Annotated in this window: 17 protein-coding genes; 9 read left to right on the forward strand and 8 right to left on the reverse strand. The window is 68.1% G+C overall.

Translation table 11 applies throughout. The features are described from left to right. Positions 1 to 22: 22 nt before the first annotated feature. The gene (locus CFB50_RS31020; protein ID WP_089448314.1) at positions 23 to 469 is read right to left on the reverse strand and encodes a hypothetical protein; all 447 of its coding nucleotides are present in this window, start codon (positions 467 to 469) and stop codon (positions 23 to 25) included. Positions 470 to 885: 416 nt separating this feature from the next. Between CFB50_RS31020 and CFB50_RS31025 the strand changes: the two genes are divergently transcribed. Together CFB50_RS31025 and CFB50_RS31030 are read left to right on the forward strand one after the other, a co-directional pair. Further along, on the forward strand, positions 886 to 3054 hold the full coding sequence (locus tag CFB50_RS31025; protein ID WP_089448315.1) for a TonB-dependent siderophore receptor: 2169 nt from the start codon (positions 886 to 888) through the stop codon (positions 3052 to 3054). A 479-nt stretch (positions 3055 to 3533) separates the two neighbouring features. Continuing rightward, complete coding sequence (locus CFB50_RS31030) at positions 3534 to 4736, forward strand: multidrug effflux MFS transporter (protein ID WP_089448316.1); 1203 nt, start codon at positions 3534 to 3536, stop codon at positions 4734 to 4736. Positions 4737 to 4768: 32 nt separating this feature from the next. On the opposite strand, the gene CFB50_RS31035 is transcribed toward CFB50_RS31030, so the two are convergent. The 4 genes from CFB50_RS31035 to CFB50_RS31050 form a co-directional block, all read right to left on the reverse strand. Then, entirely contained in the window at positions 4769 to 5644 is an 876-nt protein-coding gene (locus CFB50_RS31035; RefSeq protein ID WP_089448317.1) for a LysR family transcriptional regulator, read from the reverse strand. 167 nt (positions 5645 to 5811) lie between these two features. Beyond that, entirely contained in the window at positions 5812 to 7734 is a 1923-nt protein-coding gene (locus CFB50_RS31040) for an SMP-30/gluconolactonase/LRE family protein (RefSeq protein ID WP_089448318.1), read from the reverse strand. 465 nt (positions 7735 to 8199) lie between these two features. Further along, positions 8200 to 8631, reverse strand: a complete 432-nt coding sequence (locus CFB50_RS31045) for a GFA family protein (RefSeq protein WP_089448319.1) — start codon at positions 8629 to 8631, stop codon at positions 8200 to 8202. A 100-nt stretch (positions 8632 to 8731) separates the two neighbouring features. After that, positions 8732 to 9925: a porin gene (locus CFB50_RS31050; RefSeq protein WP_089448320.1), complete on the reverse strand. Its 1194-nt coding sequence runs from the start codon at positions 9923 to 9925 to the stop codon at positions 8732 to 8734. A gap of 303 nt (positions 9926 to 10228) precedes the next feature. On the opposite strand from CFB50_RS31050, the gene CFB50_RS31060 reads away from it, so the two are divergent. From CFB50_RS31060 to CFB50_RS31075, 4 genes are all read left to right on the forward strand, one after another. Beyond that, positions 10229 to 10858 carry a LysE family translocator gene (locus tag CFB50_RS31060; protein WP_089448321.1) on the forward strand — a complete coding sequence of 210 codons (630 nt, stop codon included), beginning with the start codon at positions 10229 to 10231 and terminating at the stop codon, positions 10856 to 10858. 12 nt (positions 10859 to 10870) lie between these two features. After that, positions 10871 to 11404, forward strand: coding sequence for a GNAT family N-acetyltransferase (locus CFB50_RS31065; protein WP_089448322.1), 534 nt, complete (start codon positions 10871 to 10873; stop codon positions 11402 to 11404). A 111-nt stretch (positions 11405 to 11515) separates the two neighbouring features. Then, on the forward strand, positions 11516 to 12250 hold the full coding sequence (locus tag CFB50_RS31070) for a metallophosphoesterase family protein (protein WP_089448323.1): 735 nt from the start codon (positions 11516 to 11518) through the stop codon (positions 12248 to 12250). A 62-nt stretch (positions 12251 to 12312) separates the two neighbouring features. After that, a complete protein-coding gene (locus CFB50_RS31075) occupies positions 12313 to 12924 on the forward strand; it encodes an alpha/beta fold hydrolase (RefSeq protein WP_089448324.1) in 612 nt (203 codons plus the stop codon). A gap of 78 nt (positions 12925 to 13002) precedes the next feature. Here the strand turns inward: CFB50_RS31075 and CFB50_RS31080 are convergent, their stop codons facing one another. Next, positions 13003 to 14325, reverse strand: a complete 1323-nt coding sequence (locus CFB50_RS31080) for an ATP-binding protein (protein WP_089448325.1) — start codon at positions 14323 to 14325, stop codon at positions 13003 to 13005. Next, entirely contained in the window at positions 14322 to 15062 is a 741-nt protein-coding gene (locus tag CFB50_RS31085; RefSeq protein WP_089426714.1) for a response regulator, read from the reverse strand. The genes CFB50_RS31080 and CFB50_RS31085 overlap by 4 nt, the downstream gene beginning before the upstream one ends. A gap of 227 nt (positions 15063 to 15289) precedes the next feature. On the opposite strand from CFB50_RS31085, the gene CFB50_RS31095 reads away from it, so the two are divergent. After that, positions 15290 to 15871, forward strand: coding sequence for a thioredoxin family protein (locus tag CFB50_RS31095; RefSeq protein WP_089448326.1), 582 nt, complete (start codon positions 15290 to 15292; stop codon positions 15869 to 15871). A 55-nt stretch (positions 15872 to 15926) separates the two neighbouring features. Here the strand turns inward: CFB50_RS31095 and CFB50_RS31100 are convergent, their stop codons facing one another. Continuing rightward, positions 15927 to 16565, reverse strand: coding sequence for an FMN-binding negative transcriptional regulator (locus CFB50_RS31100; protein ID WP_089448327.1), 639 nt, complete (start codon positions 16563 to 16565; stop codon positions 15927 to 15929). A 123-nt stretch (positions 16566 to 16688) separates the two neighbouring features. Here CFB50_RS31100 and pdxR point away from each other — a divergent pair, with 123 nt between their 5' ends. Both pdxR and CFB50_RS31110 read left to right on the forward strand, forming a co-directional pair. Continuing rightward, complete coding sequence (pdxR, locus tag CFB50_RS31105) at positions 16689 to 18203, forward strand: MocR-like pyridoxine biosynthesis transcription factor PdxR (protein WP_089448328.1); 1515 nt, start codon at positions 16689 to 16691, stop codon at positions 18201 to 18203. A gap of 191 nt (positions 18204 to 18394) precedes the next feature. After that, complete coding sequence (locus CFB50_RS31110; protein ID WP_089448329.1) at positions 18395 to 20623, forward strand: penicillin-binding protein 1A; 2229 nt, start codon at positions 18395 to 18397, stop codon at positions 20621 to 20623. Positions 20624 to 20644 lie beyond the last annotated feature (21 nt).

The following is a 20644-nucleotide window of genomic DNA, read 5'->3' on the forward strand; positions in this document are numbered from 1 at the left end:
CGGACCCCGCGCCGGCGCGGGGTCAGTTGGCAAGCCGGCAGTGTGAGAGCTTCAACCCCGGCAGCACCGGCGCATCGATATAGCCTTCGTTCACGCAGCTGAAGCGGAACGCCGACGACGTGACGAACGGCTTGATCTCGCCGCCGGGGAATTTCGGCTTCAGCGCATCCTGGTCGGCCACGTCGAAATGCGTGTCGAACTGCTCGCCGTCCTTCGTCAGCGCGCCGAAATAGGTGCCGCCCGGATCGCTGCCCATCCGGATCACGGCGCCGACGAACACGAGTCGCTTGCCGTCGTACTTCGTCTTCGCGGCGGCCATGTCCTGCGTATAGGCCTCGATCACGGCACCGTAATGCGCGTCGATCGCGGGCTCGGTATCCGACGCGGCGCAGGCGCTCTGTTGAACGCCCGCCAGCATCGTGCATGCCGCAAGCGCGGCCGCCGCGAACGGCGCGGAAATTTTTCGCATGGGTGGTCTCCCGTCAAGCGTGGTGGTTGAAGTGATGGAATACGGCGCTTCGCCGGCTGCCCGGCGCAACGCCCGATGAATTCGCTTCCGTTGCTTTAATCGTTCGAATGGCGGAACACGGCTGCGATCACTTCACCACCCGCATGGTCGTGTGCGGTGCGCAGCGTCGCGCTGAACGCGACGTGACAGGAAGATGACATGGTGCGGCCCCCGGCTCTCTCATTGAATTTCACTGCGTCTGATTTTGGTCGCTACGGTAGCAGACGGCCAACGGCCCGGCAACCAAGGCCCGCATGCCACCGCTCATCGCATTACAATTGCAAATGATTCTCATTACATATATTATTCGCGTCCTGGTCGTGGCGGAACGCTGCGGCCCGCGACACGATCCTTAGCACTCCGTCCTGCATCGATTCATGCCATCCCGTCGAACATCCCGCCGTGCCCGGACCCTGCGCCCGTGGCGCACGAGCCTGCCTGCCCTGGTCACCCTGTGCGTCGCGAGCGGCACGCATGCATCCGCAGCCGAGCCCGCCACCGTTGCCACCACGCCCGCGACGCCGGCCGCGCGCGAACTCCCGGCGATCAGCGTCAGCGCATCGGCAACCGCCGATCCGACGGTCGGCTATCAGCCGCGCACCACGAGCATCGCGGGCGGCGACAACCGTTCGATCAAGGAGATTCCGCAATCGGTCGCGGTGGTCAGCAGCAGCGTGATGCAGGACCAGCAGGCGCGCACGCTCGACGACGTGCTCGGCAACATCAGCGGCGTCACGCAGACGAACACGCTCGGCGGCACGCGCGACGCGTTCATCAAGCGCGGCTTCGGGTCGAACAACGACGGCTCCGTGCTCGTCGACGGCGTGCGCACGCCGGTGCTGCACAGCTATCTGGCGACGATCGACCGCGTCGAAGTGCTGAAGGGCCCGGCGTCGCTGCTCTACGGGATGCAGGATCCGGGCGGCGTGATCAACCTCGTCACGCGCAAGCCGGAAGACACGTTCGGCGGCTCGATCTCGGCCTCGCGTACGAGCCACGGCGGCAGCAGCGCGACGTTCGATCTCACGGGCCCGCTCGGCAAGCCGGGCCAGGTCGCGGGCGGCACGCTCGCGTTCCGGCTGACCGGGCAGTACGATACGAGCCGCTACTGGCGCAGCTTCGGCCGCCAGCGTGACGCGCTGATCGCGCCCGCGCTGTCGTGGCATGACCCGAACACGTCGATCGACGTCAGCTACCAGTACGTCGACTACACGACGCCGTTCGATCGCGGCACCGTGCTCGTGAACGGCCAACTCGACGATGCGCTGCGCTATCGCCGCTACGAGGAAGCGTGGTCGCAGAGCACGGGCATCCAGGAAACGCTGCGTGCACGCGTCGAGCACCGCTTCTCCGATGCGTGGCGCGTGCGCGCAACCTACGGGTGGGGCCGCGACCGCTACGACCAATACATCACCCGCGCCACCGCGTTCAACAGCACGACCGGCGCACTGACGCGCTCGTCCGATGCGAACCTCGGGCGCAACGACTCCGACCAGATCGCGACACTCGGCCTGCTCGGCAACGTGACGCTCGCCGGGATGCACCACGCGATCTACATCGGCGGCGAATACGAGCGGCAGCGCAGCTTCCGCGGCGACACGATCCGCGGCAAGGCGACGAAGGGCTTCAATCTCTACGATCCCGTGTACGACCTGCTCGCACCGGGCGGCATACCCAACCCGAAGCAAAGCGATTCGCGCTCGGTCGTACATGCGTATTCGACGATCGTGCAGGACTCGGTGAAGCTCACCGACCGGCTCACCGCGGTGGGCGGGCTGCGCTGGGAAAACTGGCAGCAGGAATCGGGGATGGGCCGGCCATTCGTGTTCGCCGACCGCTCGCGCGGCACCGTGTGGCTGCCGCAGTTCGGCCTCGCGTACGCGCTCACGCCGGCGCTGACCGCGTACGCGAACGTGAGCCGCTCGTTCAAGCCGAACGTCGCCACGAACGTCGCGGCGCCGCTCGCGCCGGAATACGGCCGCGTGCTCGAGGCCGGGCTGAAGTTCAGCCTGGAGCCGGCGATCACCGGCACGCTCGCGGTCTACCAGATCGACAAGCGCAACGTCGCGGTCACGGTCGGCGATCTGACGTCGACGATCGGCACCGCGCGCTCGCGCGGGATCGAGCTCGACGTCGCCGGGCAGATCACGCGCCACCTGAGCGTGATCGGCAGCTATGCGTACACAAATGCGACCGATCGCGACAGCAACACACCGCTCGTCAACGTCGCGCGCCACATGGGCAGCCTGTTCGCGGTGGTCGACACGGCGATCGCGAACCTGCCCGGCCGCTGGCGCTTCGGCGGCGGCGCACGTCTTGTCGGCGCACGCTCCGGCGACACCGCGAACAGCTTCACGCTGCCCGGCTACGTGACCGTCGACGCGTTCGCGGCCTACGAAACGACGATCGGCAAGTTCCCGACGCGCTTCCAGCTCAACGTGAAGAACCTGCTCGACAAGACCTACTACCCGTCGAGCAACAACAACCTGATCATCGCGGTCGGCGAGCCGCGGCTCGTCACGCTGACGACGACGGTGTCGTTCTGATGCGCTGATGGCCTGTGCGTGCGTGGGCTTGCCGGCAAGCGGCGGCCCACCCGCAATCCCGCGTCAGCGGCCGCGTTCCACGCTCGCACAGCCGCCCCCTCTCCTCCTCGGCGCAGCACCCCGGCCACTTCACGGTCGATCGATTGCGGCAAACGCGCGCGCATTGCGTCGAACAGCAACGCCGCGACGAAACACCGCTCGATCATCCGGCGCAGCAAGCACGACGGCGAAACGCGTCGTTGCTCGTCGCCAACACCGGCACCGGATTCTTCTTGACCAGCGTCCTGTACGACACCCGACGCCCTCCTCCACACGCCTCCCCGGCACGCGCTTCGCCGCCCGCAGAAATGCATCCGAGCGATGCAATTCCGCCGGCTCCCGAACCGCATCGCACGCCGTATGATCGCCCCGGCCTTTTCTCCGGGCTGCTCAATGCGCGTTGCCCTCTCCGCGCGCTCCGCCCCAACCACCCAGCGAACATGTCCCACTTCTCACTCATCCTCGTCGTCTCCCTGTTGAGCGCCTTTGGCCTGATCGCGTCCGACGTCTACCTGCCCGCGATGCCGTCGATGGCCCATGAGTTTTCAATCGGCGCATGGCAGATGCCGCAGACGGTATCGGCGTACCTGATCGCGCTCGCCTGTGCGCAGCTGTTCTACGGCCCGCTCTCCGATCGATGGGGACGCAAACCCGTGCTGACGGTCGGCATCCTCGTATACATCCTGGGCTCGATCGGCTGCGCAAGCGCCAGCGGCTTCGCGAGCTTTCTCGGCTGGCGCGTGCTCGAAGCGCTGGGCGCGGCGTCCGGCCTCGTCATCGGACGCGCGATCATCGCCGACACCTGCGACAAGCACGCATCCGCGAAGGTCTACAGCATCGTGTATCCGCTCGTGTCGCTGTCTCCGGCGATCGCGCCCGCGATCGGTGGATATCTGGCTGCCTGGTTCGGATGGCGGAGCGATTTCATGTTCGTCGCCGCGTTTGGCGCGGTCGCGCTCATGCTCGTCCAGCCTCTCCTGAAGGAAACGCGGCCTACCGTCGCGCCGGGGCAACCTCACGCCGCGCCGTTGGCCGGCTTCGCCGATGTGCTCGGGGATCGGGCATTCATCCGGTACACGCTCGTCGTCTGCGCGATCTATTGCGCGTGGTTCGTCTACCTGACGCAGTCGCCGTTCATCTTCTCCGGCCTGGGCCTGTCGGAACAGCAAAGCGGCTGGCTTTATCTGCCGCTGACCGCCGGCATCATTGCCGCCAACATGCTCTCGCGCCGCATGCTCGACCGGATGTCCTACGACGCGATCGTCGTAGCCGGCGTCGGCTGCTTCGTGGCCGGCGGCATCGCGTTCGCCCTGTGCGAATCGTCGCACGTCAAGGGCATCATCGCGATCGTGTTGCCGATGTTCGTCGTCAGCCTGTCGAACGGATCGTCGCTGTCGCTCGCCGTCTCGGGCGCCATCGCGAGCGAACACGGGCGCGCGGCCACGGCGTCCGGGCTCGTCGGTTTCTTCCAGATCGGCAGTGCATCGCTCGCGGCCACCGTGTCCGGCGGCCTGCTCGGTACCGGCAGCCATGTGCTCGCGACGGCCATCCCGTTCTTCGCGATCGTCGCGGCGATCGCGATCGTGCCTCGCTGGTATGCCACGCGACGCACGCTCTCGATGCGCAAGACCCTGCCGCGTTGAGCAACCGGCCCCGCACTGGCGAGACCCGGCCGCTATCGATAGCGGTCGAACGAAGCAGCAATCTCGGCGGTGACGGCACGAACGCGCGCCGTCCGGTTCAGGTCCGTATGCGACACGAGCCAGACCTGATACGGCGCGGCTCGCGACCGGTCGGGCCAGATTCGCACGAGCGAATCATCCCCTTGCGCCATGTACACCGGCAGTTCACCGATGCCGATGCCCGACCGGATCGACGTGGCCAGCATCAGGCTCGAACTCACTTGCGCAACGATGCGCCCGCGTTCCATCGACTCGCCGCACAGCGTGTCGCCCTGGTTGGACGTGATGGAAGGTTGATAGACGACCAGGTCATGCCCTTCGAAAGCCGCTCCGATCGCAGGCTCACCATGTGCATCCAGATACTCGCGGCTCGCGAACAGCCCGACCGCCCACTCCGCCAGTTTGCGGCGGACGAGATCGGGGTTTTCCGGCATCACGGTTCGAATCGCGAGATCCGCATCGCGCCGGGTCAGGTTGAGCACCTGTACCGACGTCGTGAGAACCACGTGTATCGCGGGGCACTTCTGTCGCAACGACCGTATCGCGGGCACGACGAAATCCATCGCGAGGGAATCGGTCGTCGTCACGCGGACCTCGCCTTCGAGCCGGTCGTCCGAGCCGTGGACGCGACGCTCGAAGTCGCTCGCCGCCTGCTCCATCGCTTCCGCGGCCTGCAGCGAATGCTCGCCGACCTGCGTCACGACATAGCCGGACGACGTCTTGAGAAACAGCTTCGCGCCCAGCGCCTTCTCGAGCGCCGTCAGCCGCCGTCCGACGGTGGCCTGATCGACATCGAGCACGGCCGCGGCCTCGCGTAGCGTCCCGGTGCGATGAACGGCCAGAAAAACGCGGGCATCGTCCCAGTTCATGGATAACGTTCTCTCTCGGTAAGGCGTGTATGTATTGGTTGGCCGCAATTATACAAGTCGCCTTACCCACCCGATTTCAATAATCAGGTTTCCATATCAATAGGACGGTATCGTTCGACAAGCGCGAAATCCAGGCCGTGCCGTACGCGACCGAACGGCCTGCGCGTTCACGGATGCCAGCGATACACGATCATGCTCGTGCCGTTGTAGTTGTCCTTCGTGATCACGTATTCGCCGGTCGAGCGCAGGTACGCGCGGATCCCGTACATCGAGTCGACGTCGTTGCCGACGTCCATCGCCGACGTGTTCGAGTTGGTCAGCGTCGTCACGAGCGCGCCCGTGTTGAGATCGAACACGTCGACGTTCGGTACGGTGTGCACGTAGCCGACGAACAGGTAATGGCCGGCCGCCGCGATCGATTTCGGGTTCGCGCTCGTCAGGTTGATCACCGGGTTCGGTGCGGTCGTGTTGCCGTTCTTCCAGCCGTGATAGACCTCGATGTGCCCGTTCATCGCGGTCCAGTCCCAGTTGTTCGCCAGGCCCTGCGCGAGGATCATCGTGTCGCTGTCCGCCTGGTAGACGATGCGCGTCGTCGGCGCCACGGTGCTCGGCACGGGCGTCGTCACCGGCTTGCCCCACGACGGCTTGCCGGTCGCGTCGAAGCCCGTCATCGGGTAGCGGGTGATCACGTTGGTGCCGTTCAGCCCGGCCCACACGTCGCCGTTGCCGTCGATGTCGAAACCGGTCGTGACCTGCAACGTCGTGTTGAACGGCTTGCCCGGCAGCGAGCCGGCCGGATTCGCGATGTAGCCGGTCGCCGGCGTGAAGTAGTAGAAATTGAAGTTGCCGGGGTTCTGGCCCGACGCGACGAGAATCCGGTTGCCGCCCACCATCACGAGCTGGCCGAAATGCTGGCCGCGCTGGTAGTCGTTCATGTCGAGGCGCGGGTCCTTCGGATAGGTGAACGGGTCGACCGTGTTCGCGACGAACGTGCCGCCCGCCGAGCCCGTATACACGTTGTTGCCGCTGTAGAAGAACGCGCCGTCGGTCGCCGGGTCGGGCGCGGCGATCGCCTCGAAGTTCAGCGCCTGCAGCTTCCATTGCAGCGCGCCCGTCGGGCTGTACGCATGCAGGTCGGTGCTGCCGTTGCGCCCGAGATCCCAGCCGCCGCCCCACGCGTTGTTGAGCACGTACAGGTTGCCGCCCGAATCCTTGCCGATGCCGACCACGCGCGTGAAGCGCTTGTCGCCGACCTGCCCCTTGATGCCCGAGGTCGTGTCGAGATAGCCGCCCTGCACGCCGAACGTGCCGATCTGCTGCGGCAACCCGGCGAGGCTGTAGAGCTTGATGTTCATGTCCGGGCCCTGGTCGCCCACCAGCAACTGCCCCATCGACGCATCGAAATACAGCGCCGACGGCCGCGCGCCGGCCGCCATCTGGATCGTGCTCATCAGCGTGCCGGTCGCGCTGTACTGCACGACCACGCCCGCGCTCATGCGCGCGACCCACAGGTTGCCCGCCGCATCGAGCGCCAGCGCGCCGGGCCCGGTCACGCCGATGTCGCGCTGCCAGACGCCGTCGGTCGTATAGACGCGCACGCGGTTGCCGTAGAAATCGCTCGCGTACAGCAGGTTGCCGCCCGTCGCGAGGCCGGTGATCACGTCCGGGTTCGGGAGGCCCGTCCACGTGCTGACCGGAATGCGCAGGTCGCGTTTGTTCGTGCTGCGATTGTAGCGGCCCACCGAACCGCTGCCGAAGGTGCGGTTGTAGCCGAGCGCGACGAAGATCGACGTCGCGTTGCCGGTAATCGCGCCGCCCTGGAATTCGTCGTGGATGCCGATCGTGCCCATCGTCTGGCCGTTCTGGTAGAGCGCGACGCCGCCCGCATTCTCGTCCCAGCGCGACGACGTGTAGATCACGCCCTCGGGCGCAACCCACATCGAGCGCGCGGCATTGCCGACGTGCTGGGCCAGCGTGCCGTACGTGTTCGCGAGCCAGTCGGTCGAGTATTGCACCTGCGCGTGACTCGCCGGCGCCAGCATTGCCATGCACATTCCCAGCAACGCCGCCCGAATTTGTTTCATTGACATGAATAATGCTCCCGAATGTTCAATGGTCGACACTGTAAATCGCGGCGCGTGAAATATTGGTGATTTCGGTTAAAACGCATTCGCCGTCCTCACGAATTATTCACCCCGTTCTTTTTGCTGTCCGACGCTTTTCCGTCAACGATGGTCAAACGCGCTCACCGCGCCGCATCAGCTTGCCGGGCGCACGGTTTCGGCGCTTTTTCCCCGGCATTTTCTTCCGGCCCACTCAATGCGAATACGTCATTTTTTCTGAAATGCCCGCATTGTCTTTTTCATTCCCCGGAATTGGGCCAAATGATTACAAATAGAAATTGAAATGAAAGAGAAAAATAATGTCCGGGCGCAATCGCGTCGTCGCGATTTAGCGCAGCGGCATACGGTGGGACGAAGGAAGAGGAAAGCGGGATACGGTGGAGAAAACCCAAATCCCGCGCGCCGGCCGTGCCGGCACGCGGCTGCGATCGTTCAGCTCGCGTCCTCGAGCGTCGGGCCGTCCCAGCCGTCGAGGAATGTCGGCAGCGCGTCGACGACGTCGATCACGCGGTGCCGGTAGAACAGGTGCATCGTCGGCTGCAGGTCGTCGGGCAGTTGCCCGCCGTGCGCACGTGCGGCCACCCTGTTCGGCACGACGCGCATGCCGAGCCGGTTGGTGCCGAACACGATCTCGCCGCACGACGCGCAGTATGTGCGCGACATCGACTTCGCTGGACGCGGGAACGTCGCGCTACCGCCTTCGACGGCGACCTGCCCGGGCGGCCACGCGGTCGCCGACAGCACCGGCGTGCCGTAGAAATCGCGGCAGGTCGCGCAATGGCAGTTCGCGCGCGCCGCCGGCTCGCCGCGCAGCGTCACGGTGACGGTTCCGCACAGGCAGCTCGCGGAATGCGTTCGGGTCATGTCGTCTCCTCCATGAAAGGAGGCGACAGTATGGGAGCCTGCGGGCAACGTTGCCTGCATCGGCTGCGGGCAACGTTGCAGCCGCAACGATCGCTTTACGTCAGAACTTCTGGCGCAGGCCGAGACTGACGATGGCCTGCGAGCGCGAATCGGACGAGTGGCCGTTCGCCTTGTCCGACACCGACGCGGTCGCGGCCACCGGGCGGCCGAGCGCGTCGAGCGTCATGCCCGATGCATGCTGGTACGCGCCGAGCAGGTAAACGCTGGTGCGCTTCGACAGGTCATACACGGCGCCGAGCGTGACGTTGTGATACTGCGCGCGGTCGTCCACGCCGTCGACGTCGCTGCCGCGCGTGTAGCTGTAGCCCGCGAACAACTGCGTCTGCGGCTGCACGTTCCAGCGCGTGAACACGCCCGCGACGTTGAACGTCGCATGGCCGGTGAACAGCGACTGGCCGCCGCTGCGGTACTGCACGTTGCTGTAGTTCACGCCGACGACGGCCGGACCGAAGTCGTAGGTCGCGCCGGTCGCGATGACCTGCTGCGATTGCGCGCTCGCATAGCCCTCGTTGATCGACGAGTTGAACAGCCCGTCGTCGGTGCTCTGCCACTTGCCGGCCGTCGGGTCGGTCGCGCCCGTCTTGCTGTTGTCCGACCGCTCGTAGCCGACGCCGACGCGCAGCGGGCCCGCCGCGTACGCCGCGCCGACGCTCCACGTGTTGCGCTGCTTCATGCTGCCCGGCTGACTGCCGAAGCCGTACAGCGCGCCGAACGTGAAGCCCGAGTAGTTGGCGCTCGTGTATTTGATCGAGCTGTCGACCCGCGCGGTCTGGTCGAGGTCGTCGATGTCGCCCGGGTGCGCGCCGAAGCCGCCGATGTACGACGACGGGCCGACCGGGCTCACGAAGTCGTCGAGCGACGTGTACTGGCGGCCGAGCGTGACCGTGCCGTAGCGGTCGCTGCCGAGGCCGACGAACGCCTGGCGGCCGAACTGGCGGCCACCCTGCCCTGACGTGCCGTTCGTGATGTCGAAGCCGTTCTCGAGGACGAACAGCGCGCGCATCCCGCCGCCGAGATCCTCGGAACCCTTGATCCCCCAGCGGCTGCCGGACAGGTTGCCGGTCGTGAGCCCGACGCTCGAATGGCCGGTGTACGCGCCCGCGGAGCCGACCCGCTCGTTGCTGCGATAGGTCACGCCCGCATCGACGATGCCGTACAGCGTGACGGAGCTTTGCGCGGCGGCGATGCCCGCGAGCGAGAGCAGCAGCGGGGCTGCGATCAGTTGCTTGTTCATGATTGTCGTGTCTCCGGGCGTTGAACCCGTTGTTCTGGCTGTCAGTTGCGAGTAGCGCGCGGGCGGCGAGATCTGCCGGCGGTGCGAGGCCGGCCGCGTCCGCGCGCGACGACGCGGCGGGCATGCCCACTGCGGCCGCCATGGTAGATGGAACCGGTTCCGATCGAAAGCGGAATAATGAAAACAGTTTTTTGCCAAAATCGAGATAGTCGGGCGGGGCCGTGTGCGCAGCGCGCCGCACCTGTACAGCCCGGGCGGGCGCAACCGATAATCGAACGCGCGCCATCCATCGGGAGTGCCTTCATGCATGAAACGACCCTGCTGATCTTCGCCGCCGTCGCGTTCGTCGGTATCGCGACACCCGGCCCGACCGTGCTGCTCGCGCTGACCAACGGCTCGCGCTACGGCGTGCGTCGCGCGGCCTACGGCTTCGCGGGCGCGATGCTGTCCGACTTCGTGCTGATCGTCGCGGTCGCGCTCGGCCTCGGCGCGCTGCTGATGGCGTCGTCGTTCTGGTTCTCGGTGGTGAAGTGGCTCGGCGCCGCGTATCTCGCGTACGTCGGCATCCGGCTGCTGATGTCGAAGGGCTCGCTCGACGTCGCCGCCGCGCACGCCGGCGACACATCCGGGCGCAACGCGTCGATCTTCGCGAAGAGTTTCCTCACGGCGGTGACGAACCCGAAGGGCTATCTGTTCTTCTCCGCCTTTTTGCCGCAGTTCCTCGATCCGTCCGCGCCGCTCGCGCCGCAATACGTCGCGCTCGCGATCACGTTCGCGCTGCTCGACGGGGTCGTGATGTTCGGCTACGCGCTGCTCGGCGCACGCGCGGTGCGGCTGCTGAAGCGCGCGGGGGCGCTGTGGCTCGAACACACCTGCGGCGCGATGCTGCTCGCGCTCGCCGGGTCGCTGGCGCTGTACCGGCGTCATGCATAGGCGCGGATTCCGATGAAAATCGCTGCGCCGCCCCGCGCCGGCTTTCCCGGCCTGTCGCTCCGCCAGATCGAGCGCGCCGACCTCGACGCGTGGTACGCGTACCTGACGAACCCCGACGTCTACCGCCACACGAGCTGGAACCTGCGCTCGCCCGACGATCTGCTGCCGCTGTTCGACGCCATCGAATCGACGGACCCCGATTCGATCCGGCGTCTCGCCGTGATCGACGACGCATCGGGCGTGCTCGCCGGGACGATCGGCCTGCATACCGTCTCGACCGTGAACCGCTCGGCGGAAATCGCGTACGATCTCGCGCCGTCGCATTGGGGGCGCGGGATCGCGAGCGCGCTGTGCACGGCCGTCACCGCGTGGGCATTCGCCGAGGGCTTCATGCGCATGCAAGCCGTCGTGCTGACCAGCAACGCAGGCTCCGCGCGCGTGCTGCAGAAATGCGGCTACCGATACGAAGGGCTGTTGCGCGCGTACAAGATGGTGCGCGGCACGCCGGGCGATTTCGCGATGTACGCGCGCCTCGCGACCGACTGACACACCACCCGCGGCTTCACGTCAAATCGCTCACCGCTTCGCATGCGCACGCCATTGGACGGCCTGCGCCGAATTGACGACAATCGCCGTTCCGTTCCTCGACGATCCACCATGAAAATCGCCGCGCTGTCCGACATCCACGGCAACCTCGCCGCACTCGACGCGGTGCTCGACGACGTCCGCCGCCGCGGCGCCGACGTGATCGTCAATCTCGGCGACATCCTGTCCGGCGCGCTCCATCCGCCCGAAACGGCCGACCGCCTGATCGCGCTCGACCTGCCGACCATCAAGGGCAATCACGAACGGCAACTGCTCACCGGCGACCGCGAGTCGATGCGGCTGTCGGATCGCTGGGCGCACGAGACGCTGCGCGCCGATCATCTCGACTGGATCGCCGCGCTGCCCGAACGCATGACGCTCGGCGACGACGTGCTGATGGTGCACGGCACGCCCGACAGCGACCTCGTCTATTTCCTCGAAACGGTCACGCCCGACGGCTGCCGTGCGGCCACGCCCGATGAAATCGCGCAGCGCGCGGGCGACGCACCGGCATCGCTGATCCTGTGCGGCCACACGCACCTCCCGCGCACGGCCAAGCTCGACGACGGCCGGCTGGTGGTCAACCCGGGCAGCGTCGGGCTGCAGGCCTACACGGACGACCTGCCGCATCCGCACCGCATCGAGACGGGCTCGCCGCATGCGCGCTACGCGATGGTGACGCGCACGGCCGCCGGCTGGAACGTCGAATTCCATGCGGTCGAATACGACTGGCACACGGCGGCCGCCACCGCGGCCTCTCGCGGGCGCGACGACTGGACCGTCGCGCTGCGCACCGGCCGGTGCTGATCCGTTCGGCTCACCTCGCGCGCCCTTCCGCTTCACTTCACTCATCGGAAAACCGCACCGCCATGCCCGTTCCGTCGCAACTGCTCTTCCTGCCCGGCGCATCGGGCAGCACCGCCTTCTGGCAACCGCTCGCCAGCCTGCTGACGCATCCGGCCGAGCGCCGGATCGTCGGCTATCCGGGCTTCGGCGACACGCCGCGCGATCCGGCCGTCGACGATTTCGACAGCCTCGTGCGCCATGTGCTGGAAACGATCGACCGGCCGACCGCCGTGATCGCGCAATCGATGGGCGGCGTGATCGCGATGCGCGCGGCGCTCGACAAACCCGAACTGATCACGCACCTCGTGCTAACGGTCACGTCCGGCGGCCTCGACATGGCCGGGCTCGGCGCGCAGGACTGGCGCACTGGTTTCGCGCAAGCCAACCCGCAGCTTCCCGACTGGTTCCTGACGTTCCGTGCCGACCTGTCGCGGGATATCGGCCGCATCGTGCAGCCGACGCTGCTGCTGTGGGGCGACGACGATCCGATCAGCCCCATCGCGGCCGGCCGGCGCCTGCTCGAACGGTTGCCCGACGCGCAGCTGCATGTCGTGCCGGGCGGCCGCCACGATCTCGCGGCCGTGCATGCAGCAACGCTCGCGCCGCTCGTCGATGCGCATCTGCAGCGCGGGTGACGTCGCGCGCGTCGGCGACGGCGTCAGCTTCGGCTTCAGCACAAACCTGAAGCCGCGGCGCTCACACGCCGCACGCTGTCACCCCGCATTCCTCAGCGTCAGCCGCGCCTCCAGCCCGCCACCGTCCGCCCGGTTGTTCAGCGTGAGCGTGCCGCCCATCGCCAGCGCGAGCTGCCGCGCGATCGCGAGGCCGAGCCCCGTGCCGCCCGTCTCGCGGTTGCGCGACGTCTCCACGCGCCGGAACGGCTCGAACACCGCGTCGAGCTGATCGTCCGGAATGCCGGGCCCGCGGTCGAGCACCGCGATCACCGCGCCGCCGTCCGGCGCGGCGTGCACGTCGATCTCGGCCGCGCCCGCGAACTTCAGCGCGTTGTCGACGAGGTTGCCGACGATGCGGCGCAGCGCCTTCGGCCGCGTGACGAGCGCGAGCGGCGCGCGGCTGTGCAGCGCGACGTCCTGCCCCGCATCCGTGTAGTCGCACACGATGCTGTCGAGCAGCGCATCGAGATCGATGCGGCGCGCGGCTTCCTCGTTGCCGTGCAGCGTCCGCGCGTACGCGACGCCCTCCTTCACCAGATGCTCCATCTCGAGCAGGTCCTGGCGCAGCTTCGCGCCCTGCGCGTCGTCGTCCATCATGTCGGCGCGCAAGCGCATCCGCGTGATCGGCGTCTGCAGGTCGTGCGAAATCGACGCGAGGATCTGCATGCGCTCGGCCATGTACTGCGCGATGCGATCCTGCATCGCGTTGAAGGCCCGCGCGGCGCGCGCGACTTCCGACGGCCCGTCTTCGTTCAGCCGCTCGCCCTTCAGGTCGGGGCCGAGCGCGTCGGCGGCCTGCGCAAGCTGCTTGAGCGGCCGCGTCGCGAGCCGCACCGCGAGCCAGCAGCAGGCGGCCAGCACCGCGAGCTGCAGCACGAGCACGACCGGCAGCCAGCCCGACAGCGGCACCGTCGACATCGGATGGATGTCGATCGTCAGCGGCGACCCGTCGGTCAGCCGCAGATGCACCTGCAGATGTTCGCTGTCGCCGGGGATCGAATTCGCGGTCAGCGGGTAGTCGCCGCCGATGCCGTCGGAAATCGACCGCTCGACGCGCGCCGACAGCCGCGCTTCCGGCGGCGTGCCGGTCTCGCCGGGCCCGAGGATGAACGCGTAGCTGCGCCGCGCGAGACGCGGCAGCCACGCGGCCCGCTCGGCCGGCGGCAGATGGTCGAGCAGCGCGACCGAGCTCGCGACCTCGCGCTCGATGTAGCCCATCATCAGGTTGGTGGTCGCCTGGTCGCGCTCGGTCACGGTGAGCCAGAACGACAGCGTCTGCGCGAGCGCGAGGCCCACGCACAGGATCAGCGCGAGCCGCGCGAACAGCGAGCGCGGCCAGTGCCACGGCATGCGCGCGCTCATGGCGCACCGTCGACGGCGGTCACGGCCGACGAGAACACATAGCCCTCGTTGCGCAGCGTCTTGATGTAGCGCGGTTCGCGCGCGCCGTCGCGCAGGCGCTGGCGCAGCCGGCTCACGAGCAGGTCGATCGACCGGTCGAACGGGTCGGACTGCCGGCCCTGCGTGAGATTGAGCAACTGGTCGCGCGTCAGCACGCGCTGCGGGTTGTCGAGGAACACGCGCAGCAGCCGGTATTCGGCGCCGCTCAGCGCGACCAGCGTGCCTTCCGCATCGAGCAGGTGGCGCCCGGTCGTGTCGAGCCGCCATTCGCCGAACGCGAGCATCTCCGCGGTTTCCGTCACCTGCATGCCGGGCGGCAGCATGCGCGCGCGGCGCAGCACCGAGCGGATCCGCGCGAGCAGTTCGCGCACAGCGAACGGCTTGGCCAGGTAATCGTCGGCGCCCATCTCGAGGCCGATGATGCGGTCGGTTTCCTCGCCGCGCGCAGTCAGCATCAGCACGGGCACCGTACGGAACTTGCCGGCGCGCAGGTCGCGGCACAGCGTGAGGCCGTCCTCGCCCGGCATCATCAGGTCGAGCACGATCAGGTCGGGCGCGCCGTCGTCCAGCACGTTGCGCATCTCGCGGCCGTTCGCGGCCAGCGAAACGCGCATGCCGTTCTTCTCCAGGTAATCCGCGATCAGCTCGCGGATCGCGCGGTCGTCGTCGACGATCAGCACGTGGTCGATCTTGTCCATGAGTCGTTGTCGGTGTCGAGGTATTCGGGCAGGTGATGTCCGCTTTTATACCGCACGGCGGGCAGACGTTTGTATCCCAATGTATCGCGCCGCCGTGACGACACACAACATTGCACACGCGTGGCTCGCCGGACACATCGCAGATACGTCGGCGCCGCTTAATGGGGCCTGTCGAAACCCGTCCGGCCGCCGCCACCGCGCGGCGGCCTCCCGCTCAGGAGAACGCCATGCTGCCCCGACTCAAGATCGCCGCCCTCGTCTTCGCCCTTGCTGCCACGGCCGGGCTCGCCGCCTTCGCGGGCACCCGCGACGACGCGGGCATGCCGACTTCGCAGGCCGGCATGTCCGCACCCGATTTCACCGGCATCGATCGCTGGCACAACAGCGCGCCGCTGACGCTCGGCCAGTTGCGCGGCAAGGTCGTGCTCGTCGATTTCTGGACGTACTCGTGCATCAACTGCATTCATACGATTCCGTACGTGAAGGCGTGGGACCGGAAGTATCGTGACCAGGGGCTCGTCGTGGTCGGCGTGCATACGCCCGAGTATCCGTTCGAGCGCGACGCGGGCAACGTCGCCGATGCGATCAAGCGCTTCGGCATCCAGTATCCGGTCGCGCAGGACAACCGCTACGACACGTGGCGCGCGTACGGCAACCAGTACTGGCCCGCGCTGTACCTGATCGACGCGAACGGGAAGGTCGTCTATACGCGCTACGGCGAAGGCGAGTACGACAAGACCGAGGCCGCGATTCGCGGCGCGCTCGCGCAGGCCGGTGAAGGCGCGAAGGGCGCGACGCGCACGCAATGACGGGCCGCTGCGCGGGCGTGGCGCTTGCCCGCGCATGCCTGCCCGTCGCGGGAGCTCACCCGCGCTTCGCGTCGGCCGCCGCGATCATCGCTTCCCCGATCGCGAGGTTGCCGTTCGCGACCAGCGCGTCGCCGGCGCCACGGATATCGGCCTCGTCCTTGTTCTGCCCGAGCTTGCGCTTGCCGACGAGCCGCGTGATCTCGATCTGCAGCCCGACGATCGCCTGCAGCATCGCATCGAGATAATCCGCCGGCGCGTCGCCCATCTTCCACGGCACCGGCTGCGACGCCTCGTGCGTGCGCGTCAGCCGGGCGACCACGCCGCGCACGAACTTCGCGTCGTCGCGCACCGTGACGCGGCCGTGCGCATGCACGACCACGTAGTTCCACGTCGGCACCTGCCGGTGCGCCACATGCTTGCTCGGATACCAGGTCGGCGAGATATACGCGTCGCCCGCACGGAAGATCACGAGCACCTCGTCGCCGTTCGCGACGTCCTGCCAGACCGGATTCGCGCGCGAGACGTGCGCGTGCAGTTCGCCGAGACCGCCGTCGCCGGGCAGCAGCTCGAACGGGATGTGATTCGCGTCGAGCCCGCTCTTGCCGTGCGTGATCAGGCTGCCGAACGGATGCTGCACGATCAACTCGCGCAGCGCGTCGGGGTTGGGCTCGTTGAAATCGGCGGGGACGTACATGTCGGCTCCACGGTCATGCGGGGGTTGGAATGGATCGGGCGCTGGCCCGTCATGCGCCGATTGTGGCGCCAAACTGGTTTATGCTGTAGAGCCGGTTTGAAACAATTTCAGCAGACCAGAATCATGGCAAGAACGGCCCGGAACGTCGACATCCCGTCACTCGGCGCGCTCGATCGAACAGCCGGCGACCTGAGCCGCCAACTCGCGCAGGCGCTGCGCGAAGCCGTGCGGCGCGGCGACGTCCATCCGGGCGACGCGTTGCCGTCCACCCGGCTGCTCGCCGCGTCGCTGCAGGTGGCGCGCGGCACTGTCGTCGATGCGTACGCGCAGCTCATCGCCGAAGGCTTCCTCGAATCCCGCGGCGGCGCGGGCACGCGGGTCGCGAACGCGCTCGCGCTCGCCGAGCCGCCGCCCGTCAACGCGCCCGAACCGCCCGCCCGACACCGCCCGCCGGCGCGCACCGGCCTCCCGGAGCCGGCCGCCGCCTTCGCGCGGATCGCCGGCGAATTCCGTCCGCTGCCGGCCATGCCGTTCGCGATCTCGGTGCCGATCGGCCTCACCGCGCCCGACGACATCTGGCGCCGGCTCGGCAACCGCCTGCGCGCACGCGGCCCCGGCGCGCCGTCCGGCTATGCCGATCCGCAAGGCGCGCTGCCGCTGCGCGAGGCGATCGCCGACTACGTGCGCCGCTCGCGCTCGGTGCGCTGCCATGCCGACCAGGTCGTGATCACGAGCGGCACGCAGCAGGGGCTGCATCTCGCGAGCCAGGTGTTGCTCGACGCGGGCGATCAGGCATGGGTCGAGAATCCGGCCTATCGCGGCATCACCGCGTTGCTCGACAGCACCGGGCGGCGCGACGCGATGGTGCGGGTGCCGGTCGACGCCGACGGTATCGACGTCGACGCCGGCATCCGTCTCGCGCCGCATGCGCGGATGGCGTTCGTCACGCCGTCGCACCAGTATCCGCTCGGCATGCCGCTCAGCATGGCGCGGCGCAATGCGCTGCTCGCATGGGCGCGTGGGCAGCACGCGTGGGTGGTCGAGGACGACTACGACAGCGAGCTGCGCTACGAAGGCCATCCGTTCCCGTCGCTGCAGGGGCTCGACCCCGACCGCGTGATCTATCTCGGCACGTTCAGCAAGATCCTGTTTCCTTCGCTGCGGCTCGGCTACGTGATCGCGCCCGACGATCTCGTGCCGGCGTTCTGCGGTGCGCGCGTGCTGATGGATCGTCATGTGCCGACCGCCGACCAGCACGTGCTGGCCGCGTTCATCGCGGAAGGCCACCTCGACCGCCACATCCGCCGCGTGCGCGGCGTGTATGCGGAACAGCGCACGCTGCTGATCGACACGCTCGGTGCGCGGCTGCCGCGCGAACGGGCGTGGGTGCAGCCGGGCGATCAGGGCATGCACGTCGTGCTGTGGCTCGCGGAAGGCATCGACGATCTCGACGTGGTCGAGCGCGCCGCGCAAGCCGGCGTCGCGGTGCGCGCCGTGTCGCCGATGTTCGCGCCCGGTACGGCCCGCCCGGGGCTCGTGCTGGGCTTCGGCGGGTTCGGCCGCGCGCAGATGGAGGCGGCCGCGCAACGGCTCGCGGATGTGGTCGCAATGGCCGCCGACGACGCCGTGCCGCGCTGACAGACGGCTTCGAGCTGGCGGCGCCGCCCACGATTCGTCGGGAGAATCGCGCCGCGCGGAGCCGTAAAAGGTTGTCGGCGGGCAACAAACGTAATCGTCTGTAAATCCTGCAAGCAAACGGCCGTTTTGGCGGGCGTCGCACGTGTGCCGTTTGCTAGGATCGCGCCTCTTCCATCCGCGCTCCTGCCGCCTTGAATCGCTTCGTGCCGCTTCTCCGAGACGCGTGGCGCCGTTGCCGCGCCCGCGTCGCACCGTTCGCCGCCGCCTGCGGCGCGCGCATCCGCGCGCTGGGCGCCGGCGCGCTGCATCGCCTGCGCCATCCGACGCGCCGCGGCGTCGCGCGGACGCTCGCCGCGATCCCGGCGCTGGGCCTGCTGGTGCTGCTCGCGTTCGTCCCGTTCACGCCGAGCATCGGCGACATCCGCAAGGCGCGCATCGACCGTCCCGCGCGCGTGCTCTCCGCCGACGGCCAGCTGATCGCCGAGTTCCGGCCCGTCAACCGCGAATGGGTGCCGCTCAAGCAGATCTCGCCGCACATGGTCGACGCGCTGATCGCGACCGAGGACCACCGTTTCTACGCGCATCACGGCATCGACCTGCGCCGCACGATCGCGGCCGGGCTGCACACGTTCTCGGGCGACCGCCAGGGCGGCTCGACGATCACGCAGCAGCTCGCGCGCAACCTCTATCCGGATGAAGTCGGCCGCGCGCCGACGCTCACGCGCAAGGTGAAGGAGCTGATCACCGCGTTCAAGATCGAGTCGGTGTACAGCAAGGACGAGATTCTCGAGACCTACCTGAACACCGTGCCGTTCCTGTACAACGCGTACGGCGTCGAAATGGCCGCGCGCACCTACTTCGGCAAGTCGGCCGACCAGCTCGACATCGCCGAAAGCGCGACGCTCGTCGGGATGCTGAAGGGCAACAGCTACTACAACCCGGTGCTGAACCCGGAGCGCGCGGTACAGCGTCGCAACATCGTGCTCGACCGGATGGCGCAGATGCACATGCTGACGCCGCAGCAGCTCGCGAAACTGCAGCGCCAGCCGCTGCGCGTCGACTTCGAGCCGCAGTCGGGGCAGCCCGGCCTCGCCCCGCACTTCGCGGTGCAGTTGCGCAAATGGTTGATCGCGTGGGCCGATCGCAACAACTACGACCTCTACTCGGACGGCCTCGTCGTGCGCACGACGCTCGACGCGCGGCTGCAGGACATGGCGACGCAGGCGCTGACGCGGCAGACCAAACGGCTGCAGGCGATCGCCGACGGCGCATGGCGTGGCCCGTCCGGCTGCGGGCTGCGCAACGACCTGTTCCGCGGCTTCATCCGCCAGACGCCCGACTATCGGCAGGCGCGTGACACGGGGCTGACCGACGTCGTGGCGCTGAAGCGGCTCGGCGCCAATCGGGATTTCATGCGCGTGCTGTGCGAGCGCAAGACGCAGGTGCAGGCCGGCTTCGTCGCGATCGATCCGCGCAACGGCGCGATCCGTGCGTGGGTCGGCAGCCCCGATTTCGGCAGCGAGCCGTTCGATCACGTGTCGCAGGCGCGACGCCAGCCCGGCTCGACGTTCAAGCCGTTCGTCTATGGCGCCGCGTTCGCGGACGGCATGCGGCCGGGCGATACGTTCGTCGACCGCCCCGTGGCGATCCCGATCGACGGGCGCGCGGTCTGGCGCCCGACCGATGCCGAGCCGCCGACCGATGAGCCGATGACGCTGCGCGATGCGCTCGCGCTGTCGCGCAACCGCATCACCGCGCAGGTGATGCAGCACGAAGGCGCCGCGAAGGTCGCGCAGCTCGCCCGCGCGATGGGCGTGCGCGAGAGCCCGCTCGACGCGGTGCCGTCGCTGGCGCTCGGCACGAGCCCCGTCACGCTGAAGGAGATGGTGTCCGCGTACGGCACGATCGCGAACCGTGGCGTGTACGTCGCGCCGCAGATGATCACGCGCATCGAGGATCGCGACGGCAAGGTGCTCGCCGTCTTCGGCAGCGCGCCGCCCGAACGTGCGTTGCCCGAGCCCGCCGCGCAGACGCTGGTCGACGTGATGCGCGATGTCGTCGATCGCGGCACCGGCGCCGACATCCGTTCGCGTTACGGCATTCGCGTCGACGTCGCCGGCAAGACGGGCACGACGCAGGACAACGCGGACGGCTGGTTCATCCTGATGCATCCGCAGCTGGTGGCCGGCGCGTGGGTCGGCTTCGACGACGGCAGCGTGACGCTGCGCAGCGACTACTGGGGTGCGGGCGCGCACAGCGCGCTGCCGATCGTCGGCAGTTTCTACGATGCGGCGCTGCGCGCGAAGGCGATCGATCCGCACGTACAGTTCTCGCCGGACTTCCGGCCGCGCAGCGCGCCGGTGCCGCGGCGGCGCACGCCGCATCCGGGCCTGTTCGACTGGCTGAGGTTCTTCCGCTGATCGGGGTGCCGGCGCGCCACG

This window comes from Burkholderia sp. AU33423 (assembly GCF_002223135.1).
GTDB lineage: Bacteria > Pseudomonadota > Gammaproteobacteria > Burkholderiales > Burkholderiaceae > Burkholderia > Burkholderia lata_D.

Coding starts and splice junctions, on each gene's coding strand:
- CFB50_RS31020 (WP_089448314.1), bottom strand. CDS start 469: ATGCGAAAAATTTCCGCGCCGTTCGCGGCGGCCGCGCTTGCGGCATGC.
- pdxR (WP_089448328.1), top strand. CDS start 16,689: ATGGCAAGAACGGCCCGGAACGTCGACATCCCGTCACTCGGCGCGCTC.
- CFB50_RS31060 (WP_089448321.1), top strand. CDS start 10,229: ATGCATGAAACGACCCTGCTGATCTTCGCCGCCGTCGCGTTCGTCGGT.
- CFB50_RS31100 (WP_089448327.1), bottom strand. CDS start 16,565: ATGTACGTCCCCGCCGATTTCAACGAGCCCAACCCCGACGCGCTGCGC.
- CFB50_RS31035 (WP_089448317.1), bottom strand. CDS start 5,644: ATGAACTGGGACGATGCCCGCGTTTTTCTGGCCGTTCATCGCACCGGG.
- CFB50_RS31025 (WP_089448315.1), top strand. CDS start 886: ATGCCATCCCGTCGAACATCCCGCCGTGCCCGGACCCTGCGCCCGTGG.
- CFB50_RS31045 (WP_089448319.1), bottom strand. CDS start 8,631: ATGACCCGAACGCATTCCGCGAGCTGCCTGTGCGGAACCGTCACCGTG.
- CFB50_RS31080 (WP_089448325.1), bottom strand. CDS start 14,325: ATGAGCGCGCGCATGCCGTGGCACTGGCCGCGCTCGCTGTTCGCGCGG.
- CFB50_RS31030 (WP_089448316.1), top strand. CDS start 3,534: ATGTCCCACTTCTCACTCATCCTCGTCGTCTCCCTGTTGAGCGCCTTT.
- CFB50_RS31065 (WP_089448322.1), top strand. CDS start 10,871: ATGAAAATCGCTGCGCCGCCCCGCGCCGGCTTTCCCGGCCTGTCGCTC.
- CFB50_RS31040 (WP_089448318.1), bottom strand. CDS start 7,734: ATGTCAATGAAACAAATTCGGGCGGCGTTGCTGGGAATGTGCATGGCA.
- CFB50_RS31095 (WP_089448326.1), top strand. CDS start 15,290: ATGCTGCCCCGACTCAAGATCGCCGCCCTCGTCTTCGCCCTTGCTGCC.
- CFB50_RS31050 (WP_089448320.1), bottom strand. CDS start 9,925: ATGAACAAGCAACTGATCGCAGCCCCGCTGCTGCTCTCGCTCGCGGGC.
- CFB50_RS31085 (WP_089426714.1), bottom strand. CDS start 15,062: ATGGACAAGATCGACCACGTGCTGATCGTCGACGACGACCGCGCGATC.
- CFB50_RS31075 (WP_089448324.1), top strand. CDS start 12,313: ATGCCCGTTCCGTCGCAACTGCTCTTCCTGCCCGGCGCATCGGGCAGC.
- CFB50_RS31070 (WP_089448323.1), top strand. CDS start 11,516: ATGAAAATCGCCGCGCTGTCCGACATCCACGGCAACCTCGCCGCACTC.